The sequence below is a fragment of the Mesobacillus selenatarsenatis SF-1 genome, assembly GCF_000813125.1.
GTDB classification, from domain to species: Bacteria; Bacillota; Bacilli; order Bacillales; family Cytobacillaceae; genus Mesobacillus; species Mesobacillus selenatarsenatis.
Genome location: NZ_BASE01000071.1, coordinates 1 through 18,288, shown reverse-complemented (window position 1 = coordinate 18,288; position 18,288 = coordinate 1). Strand labels below are relative to the sequence as shown.

Sequence of the window (18,288 nt, the reverse complement as noted above, 5' to 3'; positions counted from 1 at the left end):
GACTAATCCTTTCGGGATTTCTCAGTTAGGTGTTAGAGTCCGCAACCGCACTTTCTGCGGCGGCGGTCCCGATCATCATCCCGATCATCTCGAGCACCGGCTACTAAATCCTCAATTATACAACGGCGCACAGCACGGCAGAGGTCATCAAAATCAACAGTTGCCCTGACTCTGTCTCTGTCACGCTTAGGGAAAAATACACCTGCTACATCATTGTCATTACGATTGTATCCCATTAGAAACTCAACTCCTTTCCATCATGAAAGATACTTACACGATATCTTATGTGGAGAGGGACGAGTTGTTAGGGTCTCTACCTATTTTTTTCATAAATGTGCTAGTCTCATATGATAAAAGTTTAATAGATAGAAAAAAAGCAAGCGAAGCCCGCTTGCTTTTTTAATGCATATGACGATATACACCGATGACTTTACCAAGTATGGATACGTTACGTAGGATGATTGGATCCATCGTAGGATTTTCCGGCTGGAGCCTGAAATAATCCTTTTCCTTGAAGAAACGCTTAACTGTTGCTTCATCATCCTCTGTCATTGCTACAACAATGTCTCCGTTATTAGCAGTTTTTTGCTGTTTAACAATAACATAGTCACCGTCGAGGATGCCTGCTTCAATCATACTGTCACCCATGATTTCCAGCATGAAAACCTGCTCATCATGTGGAACAAGGCGATCAGGAAGAGGGAAGTACTCTTCTACATTTTCAATGGCCGTGATCGGCATACCAGCTGTTACTTTACCGACAACAGGTACATTAACCACTTTATATTTAGGAATGCGGCTATCTTCTTCTATTTCCAGGATTTCTATTGCACGCGGCTTAGTAGGATCGCGTCGAATCAAGCCTTTGCTCTCAAGTCTTGCAAGGTGTCCGTGGACAGTGGAGCTTGATGCAAGCCCAACGGCTTCACCGATTTCGCGTACGGATGGCGGATACCCTTTTTTCTTGACTTCGCCTTTTATGAATTCAAATATATCTTGTTGCCGCTTAGATAACTTTGTCATATTTACGCACCTCGTATATTTTCTTGTCCTAATTATACCATGTCTATTCCACAGATACAAACATAAGTTCGAATTTTTGAGTTGACACGAAACAAATGTTCGATTTATAATAAAATCAATTAACCGAACATACATTCGTTAAGGGGTGCCGTAAATGAAAAAACTATGGGAAAACTATTCATATGCCTTGGTCCTGCTTGCAGTCAGCTTAATCTTTTCATTCGTAGCAAAAGCACAATTAAATAACGAAGATGCATACATAACTGTTACTATAGAAGAAGGACAATCACTGTGGGAGATTGCAGAGGTGTTTGCCAGCGAACATAATTTTACCGAAAATGAATTCGTTAGCTGGGTAGAAAAAGAAAACGGAATTATTGGGGAAATGGTTTTTCCGGGAGATGAACTGGTGATCCCTGTTGTGGCTGAACAGATGGAACCTACCCAGATTGCGGGAGCAGAAAGATAGATTGGACTAGAATAAGGTGACAACATGAAAGCAATTATTTATTGCCGCGTAAGTACAACGAAGGAAACGCAGGAGACTTCGCTTGTCAGGCAGGAAGAAGAGTTGCTGCGTCTGGCAAGCAATTATGGTTTTGAAGTAGCGAGTATTATTAAAGAAAAAGCTAGTGGTTATGATCTTGAAAGAGAAGGGATCCTGGAACTGCTGGAATTGATCAAGGACAAGAATATAGGGGCATTGCTAATCCAGGATGAGACAAGACTTGGAAGAGGTAATGCTAAGGTTGCAATTCTTCATTGTATCCTAAAAGAAAATGTAAAATTATATAGTGTCTCTCACAGTGGGGAACTCCAGCTTTCTGAATCAGATTCCATGGTGCTGCAGATTGTCAGCATGGTAGAAGAGTATCAGAGGAAAATCCATAATATTAAGATTAAGCGTGGCATGAAACGAGCGATTGAGCATGGGTACAAGCCACAGCGCAATCTGAAAAATCAAGGTGAGCATTCAGGCCGTGATCGGAAAGAGATGCCGGTTGAGGAAATCGTCAAGCTGCGGAATAATGGGTTGACCTTTGCTGAAATTGCCGCCACATTAAGAGGATTTGGGTACGATGTATCTAAGGCAACAGTGAACCGAAGATATCTTGAGTACATAGAAACAAAAGAATAACGAAGCTCTATTCTTGTAAAATCGTAAAAATTTTAGTAAGATGTCATTTGACGTATTTTTTTACAAAGGAGCTTTACAATGCTATCAAGTGATAAAATTGCTAGAATCAATGAACTGGCAAGGAAAGCAAAATCATCTAAGTTGTCGGAAGAAGAAGCAAAGGAACAGACGAAGCTTCGTGCAGAATATCTCCAGTCTTTCCGGTCTTCTATGCTCAATACACTTAAAGGTGTAACCATTGTGGATCCAGAAGGCAATGACGTTACGCCTGATAAGCTCAAGGACGAAAAAGCGAAGAATAAGCTTCATTAAATATATACTAATTTGGAATACATACGACATGTATTCCATTTTTATTTTGTTGAATTTATGATAAATAATCGACTAGTTTGTTTCATCTCCCTAAATAAGTGGGAATTAGACTAATGTATGATACAGAGGTAATCCTGTTTCGCACTAAAAAGCACTTCTTTGGATTTATTTTTTCACTCACAAAGGCTATCATTTACATATCAACAGCAAGTTTGTGTCAAAATAGATAACAATACGGCCATTTCTGTCCCTTTCAGGCACAATTTGTTGTATAATAATTTCTCTCGCTATAATATTAAGGATGTAGCCAGTACCTATAGAAAGGATGTATTTAATGTTTAAAGAAATTGATATGCTTTCAATTGATTCCATTCGTACATTATCAATTGATGCAATTGAAAAGGCAAATTCCGGCCACCCAGGCATGCCAATGGGGGCAGCTCCAATGGCATACACATTGTGGACTCGTTACATGAACATCAACCCTAAAAACCCAGAATGGTTTAACCGCGATCGTTTTGTATTGTCTGCTGGACATGGTTCAATGCTGTTATACAGCTTGCTGCACCTAGCAGGATATGATCTGACAATGGATGATATTAAACAGTTCCGCCAGTGGGGAAGCAAGACTCCAGGACACCCTGAGTTCGGCCACACTGCTGGTGTAGATGCAACAACTGGACCGCTTGGGCAGGGAATTGCTATGGCAGTCGGTATGGCAATGGCTGAACGTCATCTTGCTGCTGCTTACAATAAAGATAACTATAATCTCGTTGATCACTATACATACAGCATTTGCGGTGACGGCGATCTAATGGAGGGTGTATCTGCTGAAGCAGCATCACTGGCAGCTCACTTGAAGCTAGGCAGAATGATCGTGCTTTATGATTCAAACGATATTTCTCTGGATGGAGATCTTGATAAGTCATTCTCAGAAAGTGTTGAAGGCAGATTCAAATCATATGGCTGGCAATACATTCGCGTCGAAGATGGCAATAACCTTGAAGAAATCGCAAAAGCAATTGAAGAAGCTAAGACAGATGAAGATCGTCCTACTATGATTGAAGTAAAGACTGTCATTGGTTATGGTTCACCAAACCTTTCAGGTAAATCAGATGTTCACGGCGCTCCACTAGGTGCTGATGAATTGAAGCTTACTAAGGAAGCTTATAAGTGGACTTTTGAAGAAGACTTCCATGTTCCAAGTGAAGTATATGATCACTTCAAACAGCAAATCGCTAATAAAGGTGAACAAGCGGAACAGGCTTGGAACGAGCTTTTCGCAAAATATAAAAGCGAGTATCCTGAACTAGGAGCCCAGCTTGAGAAGGCAATGAAGGGTGAGTTAGTTGAAGGATGGGATAAAGACATTCCTGTATACGAGGAAGGAAAGAGTCTTGCGAGCCGAGCTTCCTCTGGAGAAGCACTTAACGGAATCGCGAAAAACCTTCCTTACCTGGTCGGTGGGTCGGCTGACCTTGCCGGATCAAACAAAACAATGATCAAAGGATCAGGTGACTTCTTCCCGGGTTCATTCGAAGGGCGCAACATCTGGTTTGGTGTTCGTGAATTCGCTATGGGTGCTGCGATGAACGGTATGGCACTTCACGGTGGACTTAAGGTATTTGGCGGAACATTCTTCGTGTTTTCCGACTATTTAAAGCCGGCAATCCGACTTGCTGCATTAATGGGATTGCCTGTAACATACGTATTCACACATGACAGCATTGCGGTAGGGGAAGATGGTCCTACACACGAACCAGTCGAGCAGCTTGCTGGACTTCGCGCTATGCCGAACCTGTCTGTCATCCGTCCTGCAGACGGTAACGAAACAGCGGCTGCATGGAAGCTCTCAGTTGAATCAACTAAGATGCCTACAGCTCTTGTGTTGACTCGCCAAAACTTGCCAACAATCAAAGATACTGACAAGAATGCGTACGAAGGCGTATCTAAAGGTGCTTACGTCATTTCTCCAGCTGGAAAAGACAATGCTGATGCATTGCTTTTAGCAGCAGGTTCAGAAGTCGGCCTTGCCGTGAAAGCACAAGAGGCTTTAGCTTCTGAAGGAATTGATGTGTCTGTTGTCAGCATGCCTTCATGGGATCGTTTCGAACAGCAGTCCAAGGAATACAAAGAAAGTGTTATTCCGAAGTCTGTCAAAAAGCGCCTTGGAATCGAGATGGGCTCTTCACTAGGCTGGCACCGTTACGTTGGTGACGAGGGTGAAGTACTTGCGATCGATACATTTGGTGCATCTGCGCCAGGCGAAAAAATCTTAGAAGAGTACGGCTTCTCCGTGAACAATGTAGTTGCTCGAGTAAAAGCTTTGCTTGAGCAAAACTAATAATCAAACTATAACGAGCATGGGACCATTTAGGTTACATGCTCGTTTTTTATTATTTTTTTAGTTTTTTCATTCTGCCATTTGGGCAAAATGAAATATTGTTCCTTACTGAAAATTATGGTAAAATTTAAACGAACATTTGTTCTGAGAAGAGAGAAGAGGTGCTGTCATGATAACAAATATTGTCCCTTATCTTGTCACCAATGGAAATGGACAGGAAGCCGTGGAATTTTACAAACATGCGCTGGGAGCTGAAGTCATTAGTCTGCAAACATTTGGTGAGATGCCTGCAAACCCTGAGTATCCCCTTCCAGAAGAGGCGAAGGATCGAGTGTTGAATGCCCAGTTGAAAATTGGTCATGCTAGCTTGATGCTATCTGATACATTTCCTGGAAATCCATATCAGCTTGGATCCCAGGTGACTATAGCGATTTTAATCAATGATGCATCAGAAGCTAAAGAAATATTTGATAAACTGCAGGATAGCGGAAAAGTTACGATGCCATTGCAGGAAACATTCTGGAGTCCTGCCTATGGACAGGTGACTGACAGATTTGGCGTGGAGTGGCAAGTGTCCACAGAAAATGAAAAATAAATAGCTCGTAAGCCAGGCTGCCCTTGCAGTCTGGCATTACGGTAAAGAATTCTGGATAGCCTGCTGATAGTTAACGGATAATATGCCGCTATAGTACCTAAAAGTTTTTGACAATGATTATATAAGGACAAAGTGTATCCACGAATAAATTACCCTGTATTTAAAAAACCGTACACTAGCTAGTGACTAATAAATCCTCTTGAAGATTCTCTCAAACCTAATCACTAATATATTTTCATTGAAATTTATTCAGGTCGTTTACCCATGATTACGCACGCGATAATTTTTTACTTATTCAATATTAATATTTCTTTAGGTAGTACACACAGTTGTCTAGAATATAAAATAACTTTTATGAATCCTAAGATATTGGAAAAGCTATTAAAAAATAGCTGGAGTGTTCCTTATGCATTTTATTTACAATGGTTTGTTTCTAATAGCGGGAATCATTTGGGGTGATTGGAAGCATTGGCGGGATTATTATTCCACGATTCTTTACTTTATTACCGGAGATCTATTAAAATTTGCGTTGCTTTACAATTATTCAATGTGGACCTATCAAGAGACCATTATGGGTGAAGTCATACTAAGGAATCATACTATTATATCCATTATGATTATTGTAATTGTTTATCCTTCCACGATTCTTTTGTATCTTGGCAGATTTCCTCAAACCCGCTGGAAGAAGCTAGCGTGGATATCATTTTGGGGGTTCCTTTATACATTCGTGGAGTTTATCAATGAAAAGTACTTAAATTTAATAAATCATCACCATGGCTGGAATATTGGCTGGTCTCTTCTGTTCAATTTCGTTATGTTCTCATTGCTGAGGGTTCATTTCAAAAATCCTCTTTTAGCATGGGGATTGTCAATCCCTTGGATAATCTATCTGCTTAATGTCTTTAATGTTCCTATTGAAAAAATGAAATAAGCTGCCTCTGCTTCATTGGAAATAATGAAAAACATCCTTCATAACAAAATGATGGCACCTTATTTATAGTACACTGGTGAAAATGCCAGCCAAACAAGTCTTGATAAGAGTGAAGATGAATTAAAACGGGAAATGGTATAAGGATAAATGTTATGAAAGGGATGAAAGAAATGACAGGAAGTTTAGCGGGAAAGGTAGTTATCATTACTGGTGGAGCAAATGGGATTGGCAGGGGAATAGCGAAGGCTTTTGTTGAGAAACAGGCTATTGTTTGCATTGCAGATAAAGATGAGAAAATGGGGGAGGAAGTTGTCCTCGAGCTGGAAGGCTTAAGCGGAAAAGCCGCCTTTTATAAAACAGACGTAAGGGAAGAAGAAGAAATTTTAAATCTAGTAGAATGTGTAGTAAATGATTTCGGTAAAATTAATATTTTAATCAATAATGCCGGCGTATCAAGATTCAAGCCTCTATTTGAGCTGACGACTGCCGAATGGGAGGATGTAGTGTTCACGAATCTAAGGAGTGTTTTCATTGGTTCGCGTGAAGCTGCACGCAGGATGGAGGCAGGAGGCCGGATCATCAATATTGCTTCTACAAGAGCAACAATGTCTGAGCCGAACTCAGAAGCTTATGCTTCATCCAAAGGCGGGATCGTTGCATTGACCCATGCACTGGCAGCTTCTCTTCAAGAGAAGGGGATCGCTGTCAATTCTATAAGTCCTGGCTGGATTCAAACAGAGGACTATGATGAGCTCAGGGAGAAGGACCATCTTCAGCATTGGTCTAACCGTGTAGGGAAACCCGAGGATATAGCTAAAGCCTGCCTCTATTTAGCTGACCCAGATAACGAATTTATAAATGGACAGGACCTGGTAATCGATGGTGGAATGACACGTAAAATGATCTATGAAGAATAATTAAATAAGAGGGAGCTGCAAAAATGATTGCGGCTCCCTTTCAACTTTCAATATTTTTTTATAGAATAGGAGGAGGAGAAAGTACGTAATTGGGAGAGAAGTAATGGATGAAATACACGAAAAAGAACCCCAAAAAGAAAAAGCAAGTCCAGAGAAACTTCAATCTGGCAATCTTATTATTTATTGCCTTTATTGTTTTTTTCCTGCTTGATAGATTCCTGGATTTATATAATCAGAGTTTCAAAAAAATGAATGTAGGTGTGAATAGTTCAATTGCAGAAGTTGCCAAGTATACTCCGATGATTGAGGAAGAATTAAAAAAGGTTGGGCTGGACGGACATACCATTACAGTCGCAGCTTTAATGATGCAGGAAAGCCAGGGGAAGGGCGGTGATCCTATGCAAGCCTCTGAATCTGCTGGCCTGGCACCAAATACGATTCAGGATCCTAAACAAAGCGTCCAACAAGGTGTAAAGTATTTCAATCGAGTTGTAGAGTATGGAGATAAGAAGCAAGTGGACTTCCCCACAGTCATCCAGTCATACAATATGGGAATTGGCTATATTGATTTTGTAGCAAAAAACGGTGGTAAGCATAGCGAGGAGCTGGCAAAGAAATTTTCGATGATCCAGGTTGAAAAAAATCCCCAAACATATGATTGCGGCGGTGATAAGAACAATTTCCGTTATCCTTATTGCTATGGTGATTTTACCTATAGCACAAAGGTTGCGAAACATATGGAATCAATAACGGTGAGCATTCCAGCTGATTTAAACGAGGCAAGTACGAAGCGTTCTTTTTAAATTGATTGATATGATAACCAGTTAAAACATCCGAATATTCGGGTGTTTTTTTATTAAAGAAAATTTTTCGGATAAAGCAGGAAAAAAGAATGAACACGGTAAATATATTAGTAACAAATACCTATACTAATAATCAGGAGGTGTGTGTATATGTTTGAATATGGAAAGGACATTCCACTGGACGGCGCGGCAGTAAATCAGGCGGCTCAACAAGGGAACTTTGAAGAACAGGAAATCTCGAAAAATGCTGTTTTCAATTTCGACCATCGGAAGGACATTCCATTGGATGGAGTAAAATAATTCAGTAAAAAAAGCCTGAAAACAGGCTTTTTTGCTGGTTTAAAATTGTTTAGCAAGCTCGTTCGCGCGTTGAATCGCTTGTTGCTTGATTTCCTGAGCTTTATCAGGCGTAGCTGCCATACCTTCTATCGCCAGTGTTTCAACATCAGTCACACCCATAAAGGCAAGAACTGCACGAAGATAACGGTCACCAAATTCCAGATCTTTAGCAGGACCCTCTGAATAAACACCGCCTCGTGCCTGGATATGAAGGGCTTTTTTACCACCTAGCAAACCAACCGGTCCTTCTGCAGTATACTTAAATGTCTTACCAGCGATTGCAATATTGTCAATGTAAGCTTTCATTTTTGGAGGGAAACTGAAATTCCATAATGGAGTCGCAAAGATGTACTTATCTCCGGAGATAAATTGGTCTGTCAGCTGATTAATCGAGCTGACTTTTTGTTTTTCATCGTCACTAAGCTGTTCGAAAGCTGACCCTTGCTGTAATTTGCCCCAGCCACTGAAAACGTCTGTATCAATGAATGGAACGTCCATTTTATAAAGGTCCAATCTGACGACTTCATCCTCAGGATTGTTTTCACGATAGGCCTTAATAAACTCCTCCCCAACCGATAAACTGAACGATTCCTCAACCGGTTTTGGGTTCGCTGTAATATAAAGTACTGTAGCCATGCATAGTCATCCTTTCTCTTTCTGATTAACATTGATATATTCCCCTGATTACAACCTAGTATTCCTTTTTTTACATAAAAAGTTGATAAACTTCTAATTCCGTGACAACGGAAATTTTGGATTTTATAATGAAAAAGTAAGAAAGTTTTGAATTCGACATAATTAGTGGTTTTTTTCGGCATCTTTAGACAAACGCAGACCGAGCGTTTTCCTATAATAAAGACAAAAGCTTGTCTGCAGAGGAGGGGATCAAATGAGATCCTACCAGCTATATCTAATAGAAGATGAATTTGCCTCCCATTATTTCGGAAGAGAACGGATGTTTTATCAATTGTTTTTAGAATATAGTCAAGCAAACGATGACCTGAAGTCTATCATTGCCAAGCAAGTCAAGTTTGTTACAAAATCCATTCCTGTGCTCCGCATCCATCAGCTCCTGCATCAACAGCTTTCGAAGGCAAAAGGATTTCATGTTGAGAACGGCACATATATTTATGAAAATAACACAAATAACAGTTCAGCCACCCTTAGAGTCCATGAGAGATGGCTAGAATTGGATTCCCATGGGCAAGTCGACGCGGAAACAGTCTTTTTTGAAATCCTCCGGAAATGTGAATCATCATTCCTGGCTATCGATCTCAAATCAAACAAATACGGCTGGCTCAAGCCGATTAAAGAACGTAAATATGTATAATGAAGGTTGATGCATTGTTTTTAGTGCATTAATTATGAAGTAAATGCAAAAAGTTTTCAAAATGAGTTCATTTAATAGAGAAAAAAACCTACAGATATTGTATAATAACTGTTGGTTTAGTACACTGTATGTTAGACAACATGAAGGAGGAAGTTTTTATGTGGGATCTAATTCTAGTTGGTATACTGGCATTGGTTGTCGGTGTAGCTCTAGGATTTTTCATTGCTCGTAAATATATGGAGAGCTACTTGAAGAAAAATCCGCCAATCAACGAACAAATGCTTAAAATGATGATGATGCAGATGGGTATGAAACCATCCCAGAAGAAAATCAATCAAATGATGTCAGCAATGAACAAGCAGACAGGAAAATAATAAAGGACAAGCACTCATTCATTAGCGATGAGTGCTTTTCTTATTTGTAGAGTCTCTTAAGGACATTTCAATGTTTGGATGGAGTAAAAATGTCTAAGAAGATGGTTTTAATAGACATTTTGAGGTTTGGATCGGATTGAAATGTCTAAGAAGAAGGGTTTAATGGACATTTTGAGGTGGAGATTGGATTGAATTGTCCAAGAAGAAGTTACTACATTGCAAACATTAAAAATAACTAGATAAAAATAACGCCGGAAATGGCGTTATTTTTGTTTGTTTGGTTTGTCTGCAGTCTTAGTTTTAGCGCCTTGCTGAAAAATAGAATCAAAAAATTCGTCCGCAGTTTCCATTACGCCTCCATGAAGCTGGCCGTCAGCACCGACTTTGTTTTTGTCACCTTTAACTGGATTATGGATTCTTACCATTGAAAATACACCTCCTATAATTAGGCTTTGTAATCAAAGAACAAAATAACCGGACAACAGCAAATGTTAAACAATGGCAGGACATCTATTGGCAAATACAGAATATGAAACCTAATGAATTTTAAAAAGGGGATTATATATGTATCAATATTTCAATGGACTTGTCATACGGGAAGGCACGGAAGGAATACCGGCGGAAAAGGTTGAGAAGCTTTTTGAAGACGCGGGCTGGGTAAGGAACACTCCAGATTGGCAAAAGGAAAAGTTTTCACTGATATTCAAGAATTCCACCTGGGCATTTACAGTGTGGGACCAAAATGAAATGATCGGGATGGTCAGGGTCATCTCGGATCAGATTATGGCAGCGAACATTATGGACCTGGCAGTTTTATCGGAATATCGTGGAAAAGGTATTGGCCAGAAACTCGTGCAGCTTTGCGTACAAAAACTTCCGCATGGAGACTGGTTTGCCCACACTTCTGCCAATAACTTCAGCTTTTATGACAAATGCGGCTTTGAGGTAAAGGATCTTTCGCAAAATGGTACTTGTTCGTATTATGGATACATCCAGGCACGTAAAGATGGACATCGATAGGAGGGCTGTAATTGAATCAACATGAATTTGAAGCAGTCATCAGGCAGCCGGCTGCTAAAAGGTATGAATACTTCATTAAAAAAACAGCAGATTATGAAGAGGTTTGGGGACTATATAACGAAGGCTGGGCAACTGCTCAAGATGACTTGGGCAATACACTGCTCCCATTCTTCCCTAATGAGAAGTTCGCAGAAACCTTTGCGAAGAAAGAATGGGAAGGCTTTAGTCCAAAAAGAATTGAATTGGACCACTTCCTTGAAAAGTGGCTTCCGGGGATGAAATCTGACGGAGTCAAACCTTCCATTTTTCCAACGGACACAGATTCTGCCTTAATCGATGTGGACACACTGATGGAAGATTTAGCAGCTGAGCTGGAGAAGTATTGAATTTAAGATTAAATTTAAATGATATCCATAATATACCCGATATGGTATAATTGCAACATCATGATTTTAAGAAAGAGAGAGCTGAAAAAATGTCACGTCAAACTGAAGATGCAGCGGCTTTGGAGAGTCAACCCGAGTGGCTGCAAGCTTATGTAGAATCACCTGAAAAACAAAAAGCTTTATATAAAAGGACATTATTAATAGTTGTTTTATCCCAGATTTTCGGCGGTGCAGGTCTTGCTGCAGGTATTACTGTGGGTGCGCTGTTGGCTAAAGATATGCTTGGCACGGATAGTGTCGCCGGTCTTCCGATAGCTCTTTTCACCCTGGGATCTGCTGGAGCGGCTCTCGTTGTAGGACGTCTTTCGCAACACTATGGCAGGCGCGCGGGCCTGGCTTCAGGATTTTTAACAGGCGGAATTGGCGCAATTGGGGTGATCATTGCAGCAGTCACGAATAATATCTTTTTGCTTTTTGCTGCGCTTTTAATATACGGTGCTGGAAGTGCGACAAATTTACAGGCACGATATGCAGGGACGGATCTAGCCAGTTCGAAACAACGTGCGACAGCAGTCAGTATCGCGATGGTGTCCACTACGTTTGGTGCTGTAGCTGGTCCTAACCTTGTCGAGGTAATGGGGGAGTTTGCAATTTCTGTAGGGGTGCCGGCTTTGTCCGGACCATTCATTCTCGCAGCCGCAGCCTATATCGTTGCTGGATTAGTGCTATTGTTTTTCCTCCGTCCAGATCCGTTTGTGGTTGCCAGGGCGATTGCATTGGCAGAACGGAATGCAAAAGCAAGCTCTCCTGATTATGTAGAGGAAGAACTCGTAACGGATAAAAGGGGTATCGGAGTTGCAGCCCTTATTATGGTCCTCACCCAAATGGTAATGGTAGCGATTATGACGATGACTCCGGTGCATATGGGCAGCCATGGACATGGTTTAAGCGCTGTTGGGATGGTAATTGGGTTCCATATTGGAGCTATGTATCTTCCTTCTCTATTGACTGGTGTACTTGTTGATAAGGTCGGACGCGGGACGATGGCGGTCGCTTCAGGCGTTACACTGCTGATTTCCGGGGTTATGGCTGCGGTTGCTCCGGGTGAATCTATGCTGTGGATCACCCTGGCACTCATTCTGCTCGGTCTCGGCTGGAATTTTGGCCTGATCAGCGGAACCGCACTGCTTGTCGATGCGACAAATCCAACGAACCGCGCAAAAATGCAAGGAACTGTGGATGTGATGGTCGCTTTGTCGGGAGCCACGGGCGGGATGCTTTCCGGGATGGTCGTTGCGAATTCAAGCTTTGCCTTCCTGTCGCTTGCAGGAGGCGTACTATCCTTAGTTTTAATACCATTTGTGGTTTGGTCGAATAGAAAGTAACTGTTTTTCTGATGAGTCTGGATGTTCCAGGCTCTTTTTGTTACTTCAATTGCAGGTTTTATCATTCACCTGTCGAATTTACTAACTTTGATAAATCTTTTGGAAAAGAGTTGGTATTATATATGGCTAATTTAGTGTTAATGAGTAGTTTGAGCAACAATATTGATTTAACAAATACAATCAAGGAATTAATAGGTCCCAAGCCTTTTAAGCTCGCTTATATTCCCTCGCAAACAGATAAGGAAAGAATCTATTTCGAAAAAGTGAAGCCTGAATTCATGGCTCTGGGTATTACCGACTTCTTTTATTTTGATGTAGATGAGGAGTATCAGGAGTACCAGCTTGAGGAGTTTAAAAGCTGTGACGGCGTTTTCTTATCAGGAGGTAATACATATTATTTTTTGAAGAATCTGCAGGATAAAAACATTAATGTCTATTTAAAACAAATGGTTCTAGAAGGAAAGTTGTTAACCGGGGTGAGTGCAGGGAGTATCATAATGTCGAAAACAATCAAGATAGCCTCCTTCTATGATGAAAATGAAGTCAAGTTAGAACAGCTTGATGGCCTGAATTTAGTGGATTTTGAGTTCATGCCGCACTGGCAAGAAAATGAACAACTGCTGGAAAAATTACTAAGTTATTCTTTGCAGGAGGAATCCAGCATTTTTACATGTGCTGACGGAGACGGAATTGTCATCAAAGACAATCATGTTGAATTGTTTGGAGCAATAAGTGAAATTCGTAAAGGGAAGATTATCAAATAAAAAGCTAACGCAAAGCCCTCCAGGAAGAAATGACCAAGGAGGGCTTTGCGTATATTGAAGTTTCAACTTATTTTTAGATTATAGATTTAGTAGCATTTTTATCTTCGAAACTACATCCTTGGGGCTGAATGGCTTCAAAATGTATTCGCTGGCCCCTAATTCTTCTCCTCGTTTGAGGTCATGAGCTTCCCCTTTAGCAGAAAGCATGATCACGGGTGTGTCTTTATTTTTCCTGACTTCCTCCAATACTGAAAAACCATCTCTTCCAGGCATTAAAATGTCCAGGATGATGATGTCAAAGGAATCCTGCAGCGCTTTCTCCAAAGCTTCATCGCCATTGTCCGCGACTTCCACAACAAATTCTTCTCTTTCTAAGTACATCTTTAATAAATGGCTAATTCTTTGCTCATCCTCAGCAACTAGCACTCTCTTTCCCATGTTTTCCCCCTGAAATGTCTTTGTTTATAGTAAGTATACACTATTATTGAGTTGTTTTCTTCGATGCAAAGGGAATTTCATCCCGATAAAATAAATTGATTTAGAAAATTGAGTGTGCTAATATGTGACCTATAATATTTTAATTCATACTATACATATAGGAATTATAATAATTAAAAAGCGGGTGAATAATTTGGGCAGGGAATTTATCCCCTTGTTTGACGAATGGGCAGAGTTTTACGACGAGACGGTTTCTGGGCAAGACGCTGAATATAAAGATGTTTTTGAAAATTACGAGGGAATTTTAAAATTAGTAGCTCAAAAGTCAAAGGGTAGGGTACTTGAATTTGGTGTTGGGACAGGAAATCTTACCGAAAAACTAATCGGCTTGGGCAGAGAGGTATATGGAGTAGAGCCTTCAAAAGTCATGAGGGAAAAAACGAAGGCTCGGTTCATGAATCTAGAATTATACGATGGAGATTTTATTCAATTTCCAAATCTTCCTGGAAAAATAGATTCAATTGTCAGTACCTATGCTTTTCATCATTTAACTGATGATGAAAAGGATACCGCCATAAAGCTATACAGCGAAATGTTAGAAACAGGTGGAAAGATCGTATTTGCGGATACTGTTTTTTTAAATGAAAGAGACCGTAATGAAAGGCATAGGATAGTAAAGGAACAAGGATACGAGAATCTCCTTAAGGATCTGCAGAGTGAGCACTATACGACTCTTGAGGTACTAAAGCAGATCTTCGAGATACATGGCTTCCAGGTTAATTTTGAAAAGTTAAACTCCTATGTTTGGGTAATGGAAGCCGTGAAAGAAAATAAAAAGTAAAGATAGTATGGGGGAGAGGCACGATGAGAGTTGGGATTATTGGTGCAATGGATGAAGAAGTAGATTTGCTTCGCAGTAAACTCAAAAACAGGGAAGATACGTATCTTGCTGGTAGTGAATTTTATCAAGGAGAGATTGATAGCTTGCAAGTAGTCCTGCTTAAGTCAGGAATCGGCAAAGTAAATGCGGCAATGGGGACAGCGATCCTTATTGATAAATTCCAACCCGATGTCATCATCAATACAGGTTCTGCAGGCGGTTTTCACAAAAACCTAAATGTTGGTGATGTCATCATCTCGACAGAAGTAAGGCATCACGATGTTGATGTAACTATCTTTGGATACGAATATGGCCAGGTACCAAGGATGCCTGCTTACTTCACCCCAGATGAAAAGCTTGTCACGGTAGCGTTAAAGAGTGCTGAAAAGATTGATGGCATCCAGATTGTTAAAGGATTGATCGCTTCAGGTGATTCCTTCATGAACGACCCGGAGAGGGTAGAATTCATCAGGACCAAGCTGCCTGATTTGTATGCAGCAGAAATGGAAGCAGCAGCGATAGCCCAGGTAGCCCATCAGTTCGAAGTCCCATTTGTTATCATCAGGTCACTTTCCGATATTGCAGGGAAGGAATCAAATATTTCGTTTGATCAATTCTTGGAAACGGCCGCAAAAAATTCCGCAGAACTGATTTTACTAATGTTAGAGGAGCTGAAGAGGTAATGGTAAAGAAAATGAATGTTGAAAGCTTTAATTTAGATCACACGAAGGTGGCGGCACCATATATCCGATTGGCAGGAACAACACAGGGCGCAAGTGGCGATGTCATACATAAGTATGATATTCGATTCTGCCAGCCGAACAAGGAGCATATGGAAATGCCTGGCCTTCACTCGCTCGAGCATCTTATGGCAGAAAATATTCGTAATCATCATGCCAGTGTCGTAGATATTAGTCCGATGGGCTGCCAGACGGGGTTTTATCTATCGGTGATCAACCATGATGATTACGACAATATTCTTGAAGTGTTAGAACAAACTCTGAATGATGTGCTTGAGGCAGATGAGGTTCCTGCCTGCAATGAAATCCAGTGCGGCTGGGCAGCGAGCCACAGCCTTGAGGGAGCAAAAGAAATTGCAGCAAAAATGCTGGAAAAGAAAGATGAATGGCGCCAGGTATTTGCTGAATAAGGAGAGTTAAATGCAATGACGGTTTACCGCAGTATCCATGAATTGATAGGGCATACACCAATGGTTGAGCTTACCCAATTCCATTTGCCTAGCGATGTCCGCTTATACGCAAAGCTGGAATACTTAAATCCAGGAGGCAGCATTAAGGACCGACTAGGGATAGAGCTAATCGAAGAGGCATTCCGTACAGGTAAGTTGGAAAAAGGCGGTACACTAATCGAGCCAACTGCAGGAAATACGGGTATCGGTCTGGCGTTGGCAGCGATCAACAAAGGAATTGATGTTATTTTTGTAGTGCCGGAAAAATTCAGCATTGAAAAACAGACGGTCATGAGGGCTCTTGGCGCTAATATCATCCATACACCTACCTCGGAAGGGATGGCTGGAGCAATCCGCAAAACGGAAAATTTGCTGAAAGAAATTCCTAATTCCTATTCACCATCCCAATTTTCAAATCCGTCTAACCCAGAAACTTATTATAAGACGTTGGGACCTGAGATTTGGCAAGACGTAACTGGTGAGATTGATATTTTCGTAGCTGGTGCAGGTACCGGTGGAACATTCATGGGTACAGCGAAATTTTTAAAGGAAAAAAATCCAATGATTAAGACCGTCATTGTTGAACCGGAAGGATCGATTCTGAATGGAGGCCAGTCAGGTCCCCATAAAACTGAAGGAATCGGAATGGAATTTCTTCCGCCATATATGGACTCTGCTTTATTTGATGAAATCTATACCATTTCCGATAATGATGCATTTGACATCGTGAAAGAACTCGCGGCTAAAGAGGGAATACTTGCTGCAAGCTCATCTGGTGCAGCTCTTCACGCAGCTTTACAAGAAGCACGAAAAGCACCTCCTGGCACAAAAATCGTTACAGTCTTTCCAGACGGAAGTGAGCGTTATTTAAGCAAAAGAATCTACGAGGGGGGAATTTGAATGAAACGCAAAACAAAAATGATCCACGGCGGTATTCCGGGAGATAAAACTACGGGAGCCGTGTCGTTTCCAATTTACCAGGTAAGCACTTACAAGCAAGATGATGTTGGAGTCCATAAAGGCTATGAGTATTCACGGACAGGCAATCCAACCCGGTTTGCTTTAGAAGAATTGATCAAGGATCTGGAGGAAGGGAAAAGAGGATTTGCCTTTGGTTCTGGAATGGCGGCCATCACAGCAGTAATGATGCTCTTTAATTCAGGAGACCACATCATTTTGACTGATGATGTCTATGGCGGGACATATAGGGTTATGAACAAGGTCCTTAACCGGGTCGGAATTGAATCGACATTTGTGGATACAACAGACCTTGAAGCGGTAAAGGCAGCGGTTCAGCCGAATACCAAGGCTCTATATATCGAGACACCAACAAATCCACTTTTAAAGGTAACGGACATCAAGGCATGTGCAGAGCTGGCAAAAGAAAATGACTTGCTGACAATCGTGGACAATACTTTCAGCACACCATACTGGCAGATTCCGTTGACTCTGGGTGCTGATATGGTCCTTCATTCTGCAACTAAATATCTAGGCGGGCATAGCGATGTAGTGGCTGGATTGGTTGTCGTGAACGATGAACAGCTGGCTGATGATCTTCATTTTGTCCAAAACTCTACCGGAGGAATTTTAGGGCCTCAGGACTCCTGGCTGCTTGTGAGGGGAATCAAGACTTTGGGTCTTCGGATGGAAGCACACGAGGCGAATACCAAAAAGATTGTCGAGTTTCTAACGGATCACAAGAGTGTGGAAAAAATTTATTATCCAGGTCTCGAATCTCACCCTCAGCATGAAATCGCAAAAGAACAGGCAGGAGGATTTGGTGGCATGGTCAGCTTTGATGTAGGAAGCGGTGAAAAAGCGGCAGAGGTACTGAGCAAGGTTAAATATTTCACCCTTGCTGAGAGTCTTGGAGCAGTAGAAAGCTTAATCTCTGTTCCGGCAAAAATGACCCATGCATCCATACCGGCTGAGCGCCGAGCGGAATTAGGTATTACAGACGGGTTAATCAGAATCTCGGTCGGAATTGAAGATGTAGAGGATTTGATTGAGGATTTAGGGCAGGCGTTACAATAGAAGACACTTGAGCCGATTGGCGCCCTGAAATTTTAGATTTGTGAAAACAGGTCACCAATGAAGCTAATTGGCGCCCTAAAATTGAG

At 41.2% G+C, this 18,288-nt stretch carries 25 protein-coding genes; 20 read left to right on the top strand and 5 right to left on the bottom strand.

Annotated elements, in window-relative coordinates; genetic code table 11:
* Window positions 1-32: 32 nt before the first annotated feature.
* Together TY49_RS14250 and lexA are read right to left on the bottom strand one after the other, a co-directional pair.
* A complete protein-coding gene (locus TY49_RS14250) occupies window positions 33-236 on the bottom strand; it encodes a hypothetical protein (protein ID WP_041966574.1) in 204 nt (67 codons plus the stop codon).
* Window positions 237-399: 163 nt separating this feature from the next.
* Window positions 400-1,023 carry a transcriptional repressor LexA gene (gene lexA, locus TY49_RS14245; RefSeq protein WP_023614724.1) on the bottom strand — a complete coding sequence of 208 codons (624 nt, stop codon included), beginning with the start codon at window positions 1,021-1,023 and terminating at the stop codon, window positions 400-402.
* Window positions 1,024-1,177: 154 nt separating this feature from the next.
* On the opposite strand from lexA, the gene yneA reads away from it, so the two are divergent.
* From yneA to TY49_RS24715, 9 genes are all read left to right on the top strand, one after another.
* Window positions 1,178-1,492, top strand: a complete 315-nt coding sequence (gene yneA, locus TY49_RS14240; RefSeq protein ID WP_041966573.1) for a cell division suppressor protein YneA — start codon at window positions 1,178-1,180, stop codon at window positions 1,490-1,492.
* Window positions 1,493-1,516: 24 nt separating this feature from the next.
* The gene (locus tag TY49_RS14235) at window positions 1,517-2,161 is read left to right on the top strand and encodes a YneB family resolvase-like protein (protein ID WP_041966572.1); all 645 of its coding nucleotides are present in this window, start codon (window positions 1,517-1,519) and stop codon (window positions 2,159-2,161) included.
* A 78-nt stretch (window positions 2,162-2,239) separates the two neighbouring features.
* A complete protein-coding gene (locus tag TY49_RS14230; RefSeq protein ID WP_041966571.1) occupies window positions 2,240-2,473 on the top strand; it encodes a DUF896 domain-containing protein in 234 nt (77 codons plus the stop codon).
* A 334-nt stretch (window positions 2,474-2,807) separates the two neighbouring features.
* Window positions 2,808-4,817: a transketolase gene (gene tkt, locus TY49_RS14225; protein ID WP_041966570.1), complete on the top strand. Its 2,010-nt coding sequence runs from the start codon at window positions 2,808-2,810 to the stop codon at window positions 4,815-4,817.
* 169 nt (window positions 4,818-4,986) lie between these two features.
* The gene (locus tag TY49_RS14220) at window positions 4,987-5,412 is read left to right on the top strand and encodes a VOC family protein (protein WP_041966569.1); all 426 of its coding nucleotides are present in this window, start codon (window positions 4,987-4,989) and stop codon (window positions 5,410-5,412) included.
* Between the two features lie 406 nt (window positions 5,413-5,818).
* Window positions 5,819-6,343 carry a CBO0543 family protein gene (locus TY49_RS14215; RefSeq protein ID WP_041966568.1) on the top strand — a complete coding sequence of 175 codons (525 nt, stop codon included), beginning with the start codon at window positions 5,819-5,821 and terminating at the stop codon, window positions 6,341-6,343.
* Between the two features lie 161 nt (window positions 6,344-6,504).
* Window positions 6,505-7,260 (top strand): SDR family NAD(P)-dependent oxidoreductase, encoded by a 756-nt coding sequence (locus tag TY49_RS14210; RefSeq protein ID WP_084135496.1) that lies wholly within the window; start codon window positions 6,505-6,507, stop codon window positions 7,258-7,260.
* 107 nt (window positions 7,261-7,367) lie between these two features.
* Window positions 7,368-8,063, top strand: coding sequence for a lysozyme family protein (locus tag TY49_RS14205; protein WP_041966567.1), 696 nt, complete (start codon window positions 7,368-7,370; stop codon window positions 8,061-8,063).
* Between the two features lie 150 nt (window positions 8,064-8,213).
* Entirely contained in the window at window positions 8,214-8,363 is a 150-nt protein-coding gene (locus tag TY49_RS24715; RefSeq protein ID WP_156972690.1) for a hypothetical protein, read from the top strand.
* A 39-nt stretch (window positions 8,364-8,402) separates the two neighbouring features.
* Here TY49_RS24715 and TY49_RS14200 read toward each other — a convergent pair whose 3' ends face one another.
* Window positions 8,403-9,038 carry an FMN-dependent NADH-azoreductase gene (locus TY49_RS14200; RefSeq protein ID WP_041966566.1) on the bottom strand — a complete coding sequence of 212 codons (636 nt, stop codon included), beginning with the start codon at window positions 9,036-9,038 and terminating at the stop codon, window positions 8,403-8,405.
* Window positions 9,039-9,291: 253 nt separating this feature from the next.
* On the opposite strand from TY49_RS14200, the gene sirA reads away from it, so the two are divergent.
* Window positions 9,292-9,732, top strand: coding sequence for a sporulation inhibitor of replication protein SirA (gene sirA, locus TY49_RS14195; protein WP_041966565.1), 441 nt, complete (start codon window positions 9,292-9,294; stop codon window positions 9,730-9,732).
* Between the two features lie 158 nt (window positions 9,733-9,890).
* Entirely contained in the window at window positions 9,891-10,106 is a 216-nt protein-coding gene (locus TY49_RS14190) for a YneF family protein (protein ID WP_041966564.1), read from the top strand.
* Between the two features lie 263 nt (window positions 10,107-10,369).
* On the opposite strand, the gene TY49_RS24710 is transcribed toward TY49_RS14190, so the two are convergent.
* The gene (locus tag TY49_RS24710; RefSeq protein ID WP_156972689.1) at window positions 10,370-10,531 is read right to left on the bottom strand and encodes a hypothetical protein; all 162 of its coding nucleotides are present in this window, start codon (window positions 10,529-10,531) and stop codon (window positions 10,370-10,372) included.
* A 139-nt stretch (window positions 10,532-10,670) separates the two neighbouring features.
* Between TY49_RS24710 and TY49_RS14185 the strand changes: the two genes are divergently transcribed.
* The 4 genes from TY49_RS14185 to TY49_RS14170 all read left to right on the top strand — a co-directional run bounded on the left by TY49_RS14185 (window position 10,671) and on the right by TY49_RS14170 (window position 13,661).
* Entirely contained in the window at window positions 10,671-11,126 is a 456-nt protein-coding gene (locus tag TY49_RS14185; protein ID WP_041966563.1) for a GNAT family N-acetyltransferase, read from the top strand.
* Window positions 11,127-11,137: 11 nt separating this feature from the next.
* The gene (locus tag TY49_RS14180; protein ID WP_041966562.1) at window positions 11,138-11,512 is read left to right on the top strand and encodes a DUF2750 domain-containing protein; all 375 of its coding nucleotides are present in this window, start codon (window positions 11,138-11,140) and stop codon (window positions 11,510-11,512) included.
* An 89-nt stretch (window positions 11,513-11,601) separates the two neighbouring features.
* Window positions 11,602-12,897 carry an MFS transporter gene (locus tag TY49_RS14175; RefSeq protein WP_041966561.1) on the top strand — a complete coding sequence of 432 codons (1,296 nt, stop codon included), beginning with the start codon at window positions 11,602-11,604 and terminating at the stop codon, window positions 12,895-12,897.
* Between the two features lie 122 nt (window positions 12,898-13,019).
* Window positions 13,020-13,661, top strand: coding sequence for a Type 1 glutamine amidotransferase-like domain-containing protein (locus TY49_RS14170; protein WP_052442194.1), 642 nt, complete (start codon window positions 13,020-13,022; stop codon window positions 13,659-13,661).
* A 78-nt stretch (window positions 13,662-13,739) separates the two neighbouring features.
* Here the strand turns inward: TY49_RS14170 and TY49_RS14165 are convergent, their stop codons facing one another.
* Window positions 13,740-14,099 (bottom strand): response regulator transcription factor, encoded by a 360-nt coding sequence (locus TY49_RS14165; protein ID WP_052442193.1) that lies wholly within the window; start codon window positions 14,097-14,099, stop codon window positions 13,740-13,742.
* Between the two features lie 193 nt (window positions 14,100-14,292).
* On the opposite strand from TY49_RS14165, the gene TY49_RS14160 reads away from it, so the two are divergent.
* From TY49_RS14160 to TY49_RS14140, 5 genes are read left to right on the top strand one after another with little or no spacing between them, the layout of a single operon-like run.
* Window positions 14,293-14,940, top strand: a complete 648-nt coding sequence (locus TY49_RS14160) for a class I SAM-dependent DNA methyltransferase (protein WP_041966560.1) — start codon at window positions 14,293-14,295, stop codon at window positions 14,938-14,940.
* Between the two features lie 23 nt (window positions 14,941-14,963).
* Window positions 14,964-15,662 (top strand): 5'-methylthioadenosine/S-adenosylhomocysteine nucleosidase, encoded by a 699-nt coding sequence (gene mtnN, locus TY49_RS14155; protein ID WP_041966559.1) that lies wholly within the window; start codon window positions 14,964-14,966, stop codon window positions 15,660-15,662.
* On the top strand, window positions 15,662-16,129 hold the full coding sequence (locus TY49_RS14150; RefSeq protein ID WP_041966558.1) for an S-ribosylhomocysteine lyase: 468 nt from the start codon (window positions 15,662-15,664) through the stop codon (window positions 16,127-16,129). Before mtnN ends, TY49_RS14150 begins: the two co-directional genes overlap by 1 nt.
* Window positions 16,130-16,144: 15 nt before the next feature.
* The gene (locus tag TY49_RS14145) at window positions 16,145-17,068 is read left to right on the top strand and encodes a PLP-dependent cysteine synthase family protein (protein ID WP_041966557.1); all 924 of its coding nucleotides are present in this window, start codon (window positions 16,145-16,147) and stop codon (window positions 17,066-17,068) included.
* Window positions 17,069-18,202 (top strand): bifunctional cystathionine gamma-lyase/homocysteine desulfhydrase, encoded by a 1,134-nt coding sequence (locus TY49_RS14140; RefSeq protein ID WP_041966556.1) that lies wholly within the window; start codon window positions 17,069-17,071, stop codon window positions 18,200-18,202.
* The last annotated feature ends 86 nt before the right edge of the window (window positions 18,203-18,288 follow it).

Coding starts and splice junctions, on each gene's coding strand:
- TY49_RS14250 (WP_041966574.1), bottom strand. CDS start 236: ATGGGATACAATCGTAATGACAATGATGTAGCAGGTGTATTTTTCCCT.
- lexA (WP_023614724.1), bottom strand. CDS start 1,023: ATGACAAAGTTATCTAAGCGGCAACAAGATATATTTGAATTCATAAAA.
- yneA (WP_041966573.1), top strand. CDS start 1,178: ATGAAAAAACTATGGGAAAACTATTCATATGCCTTGGTCCTGCTTGCA.
- TY49_RS14235 (WP_041966572.1), top strand. CDS start 1,517: ATGAAAGCAATTATTTATTGCCGCGTAAGTACAACGAAGGAAACGCAG.
- TY49_RS14230 (WP_041966571.1), top strand. CDS start 2,240: ATGCTATCAAGTGATAAAATTGCTAGAATCAATGAACTGGCAAGGAAA.
- tkt (WP_041966570.1), top strand. CDS start 2,808: ATGTTTAAAGAAATTGATATGCTTTCAATTGATTCCATTCGTACATTA.
- TY49_RS14220 (WP_041966569.1), top strand. CDS start 4,987: ATGATAACAAATATTGTCCCTTATCTTGTCACCAATGGAAATGGACAG.
- TY49_RS14215 (WP_041966568.1), top strand. CDS start 5,819: ATGCATTTTATTTACAATGGTTTGTTTCTAATAGCGGGAATCATTTGG.
- TY49_RS14210 (WP_084135496.1), top strand. CDS start 6,505: ATGAAAGAAATGACAGGAAGTTTAGCGGGAAAGGTAGTTATCATTACT.
- TY49_RS14205 (WP_041966567.1), top strand. CDS start 7,368: ATGAAATACACGAAAAAGAACCCCAAAAAGAAAAAGCAAGTCCAGAGA.
- TY49_RS24715 (WP_156972690.1), top strand. CDS start 8,214: ATGTTTGAATATGGAAAGGACATTCCACTGGACGGCGCGGCAGTAAAT.
- TY49_RS14200 (WP_041966566.1), bottom strand. CDS start 9,038: ATGGCTACAGTACTTTATATTACAGCGAACCCAAAACCGGTTGAGGAA.
- sirA (WP_041966565.1), top strand. CDS start 9,292: ATGAGATCCTACCAGCTATATCTAATAGAAGATGAATTTGCCTCCCAT.
- TY49_RS14190 (WP_041966564.1), top strand. CDS start 9,891: ATGTGGGATCTAATTCTAGTTGGTATACTGGCATTGGTTGTCGGTGTA.
- TY49_RS24710 (WP_156972689.1), bottom strand. CDS start 10,531: ATGGTAAGAATCCATAATCCAGTTAAAGGTGACAAAAACAAAGTCGGT.
- TY49_RS14185 (WP_041966563.1), top strand. CDS start 10,671: ATGTATCAATATTTCAATGGACTTGTCATACGGGAAGGCACGGAAGGA.
- TY49_RS14175 (WP_041966561.1), top strand. CDS start 11,602: ATGTCACGTCAAACTGAAGATGCAGCGGCTTTGGAGAGTCAACCCGAG.
- TY49_RS14170 (WP_052442194.1), top strand. CDS start 13,020: ATGGCTAATTTAGTGTTAATGAGTAGTTTGAGCAACAATATTGATTTA.
- TY49_RS14165 (WP_052442193.1), bottom strand. CDS start 14,099: ATGGGAAAGAGAGTGCTAGTTGCTGAGGATGAGCAAAGAATTAGCCAT.
- mtnN (WP_041966559.1), top strand. CDS start 14,964: ATGAGAGTTGGGATTATTGGTGCAATGGATGAAGAAGTAGATTTGCTT.
- TY49_RS14150 (WP_041966558.1), top strand. CDS start 15,662: ATGGTAAAGAAAATGAATGTTGAAAGCTTTAATTTAGATCACACGAAG.
- TY49_RS14145 (WP_041966557.1), top strand. CDS start 16,145: ATGACGGTTTACCGCAGTATCCATGAATTGATAGGGCATACACCAATG.
- TY49_RS14140 (WP_041966556.1), top strand. CDS start 17,069: ATGAAACGCAAAACAAAAATGATCCACGGCGGTATTCCGGGAGATAAA.